Origin of the sequence: Actibacterium ureilyticum (assembly GCF_002285435.1) — a bacterium.
GTDB classification, from domain to species: domain Bacteria; phylum Pseudomonadota; class Alphaproteobacteria; order Rhodobacterales; family Rhodobacteraceae; genus Actibacterium_C; species Actibacterium_C ureilyticum.
Genome location: NZ_NSBT01000021.1, coordinates 1 through 1,705, shown reverse-complemented (window position 1 = coordinate 1,705; position 1,705 = coordinate 1). Strand labels below are relative to the sequence as shown.

Annotated in this window: 2 protein-coding genes; one reads left to right on the top strand and one right to left on the bottom strand. The window is 58.2% G+C overall.

The features are described from left to right. Nucleotides 1-29 precede the first annotated feature (29 nt). Nucleotides 30-662 (bottom strand): tyrosine-type recombinase/integrase, encoded by a 633-nt coding sequence (locus CLM60_RS05865; RefSeq protein ID WP_093037018.1) that lies wholly within the window; start codon nt 660-662, stop codon nt 30-32. Between the two features lie 281 nt (nt 663-943). On the opposite strand from CLM60_RS05865, the gene CLM60_RS05860 reads away from it, so the two are divergent. Beyond that, complete coding sequence (locus tag CLM60_RS05860; RefSeq protein ID WP_095587523.1) at nt 944-1,654, top strand: IS6 family transposase; 711 nt, start codon at nt 944-946, stop codon at nt 1,652-1,654. Nucleotides 1,655-1,705 lie beyond the last annotated feature (51 nt).

Sequence of the window (1,705 nt, the reverse complement as noted above, 5' to 3'; positions counted from 1 at the left end):
TGGGCCGCCCGCGAAGACGGCCCAAGTTGCTAGATTTCAATGGCCTCTGCAATCGCAAGGGCATCTTCCAGTTCCACGCCGAGATACCGGACGGTGCTGTCCATTTTGGTGTGCCCAAGTAGCAGCTGGACCGCCCTCAGGTTGCCCGTCTTCTTGTAGATCTGGGTCACCTTTGTTCGCCTCATCGAATGCGTTCCGTATGCGCTGGCCTCCAGACCGATCGACGTGACCCAATCTCGGACGATCCGGGCGTACTGGCGTGTCGAGATGTGCAGACGTTCATGGAACCGACCCGGCCAAAGGTACTCCGAGCCGACCATGAGCTCATCTTCCATCCACTTTTCGACAGAGGCGCGTGTGCCCTCGGATATCTCAAATCGCACAGGTTTCTGGGTTTTGCTTTGAAGGACCGATGCCCGTTCTTTGATCTGACCAGACGCCATGACGTCGACGACTTTCATCTTCACCAGGTCGCAGCCGCGCAGTTTGCTGTCGATGGCCATATTGAACAGCGCAAGGTCGCGATGGTTCTCGGCCAGTTCAAGTCGAACGCGGATTGCCCAAACGTGTTTGGGTTTCAAAGGCCGCTTCTGACCAACGATGCGACCCTTGTTCCATGCGGGGCGAAGCGCACGAATGGCCGGTAAGTTTGGTGTTTCCATGACTGATCCTCCGATCCGCCATGCCCTCCCACAACGACAACCCGACGTTGACGATGCCACCATATCACAGGATGCTGCGTCGCATCCGAGGTCGGCTTGGAGCCCAAACTTAACACCGCTGCTTGCGCAGAACGATGCGGTTGCAGAAAATGCTAAGGGATCGAGACGGACCAGAACGGTACTTCATACGAGGCGCGGCGGATTACTGCTCCAGTCCGCGGTAGACATTGGGCTGGCATTGCCAAGTTGATCACGGGGTTCCGTCGGGATAGGCGGTCATCATGAAAACCGTTCCGACAATGCGACGCCTGAAGGGCTTTCGTTTTCCCCGCGAGATCATCTCCTATGCCGTCTGGGCTTACCATCGGTTTGCGCTGAGCACGGCAGATGTCGAGGATCTGCTGGCCGAACGCGGCGTGATGGTCAGCCGGGAAACCGTCCGGAACTGGGTGAACCGGTTTGGCCGCCATTTCGCCGATTGCATCAAGCGCGACAGGCCGGGCGCCAGTGACAAATGGCACTTGGATGAAGTCGTTGTTCCGATCAATGGCGTGAAGTTCTGGCTTTGGCGGGCAGTCGACGCGAATGGGAATGTGCTCGACATTCTCGTGCAAAAGCAACGTAATGCAAAGGCCGCCAGCCGGTTCCTGAAGCGGCTGATCGACCGGTTTGGCGCGCCGCGGGTCGTGATCACCGACAAGCTGCGCAGTTACATCAGGCCGATCCGCAACCTCGTGGCGAATGCTGATCATCGGGCGCACAAGGGCTTGAACAACCGGATCGAAGGATCCCATCGGCCAACCCGAAAGCGAGAGAAACTCATGGGGCGGTTCAAGTCACCCGGACAGGCTCAGAGATTTCTGGACGCACATGACCAGATCAACACGATCTTCCGTCCCCGCCGCTATCGTCTTACCGCCACATCGTACCGCCACGCCCGATCCGATGCCATTGATCTTTGGAACGGCTACGCACTCGAGATGACCGCCTGACGGGCGCGGATCAGGCCGCATTCAGCCGGGTGCAAATAAGTTGGCAATGCC

Bases quoted from the DNA above. Each gene is read 5' to 3' on its own strand.
- CLM60_RS05860 (WP_095587523.1), top strand. From the start codon at position 944: ATGAAAACCGTTCCGACAATGCGACGCCTGAAGGGCTTTCGTTTTCCC.
- CLM60_RS05865 (WP_093037018.1), bottom strand. From the start codon at position 662: ATGGAAACACCAAACTTACCGGCCATTCGTGCGCTTCGCCCCGCATGG.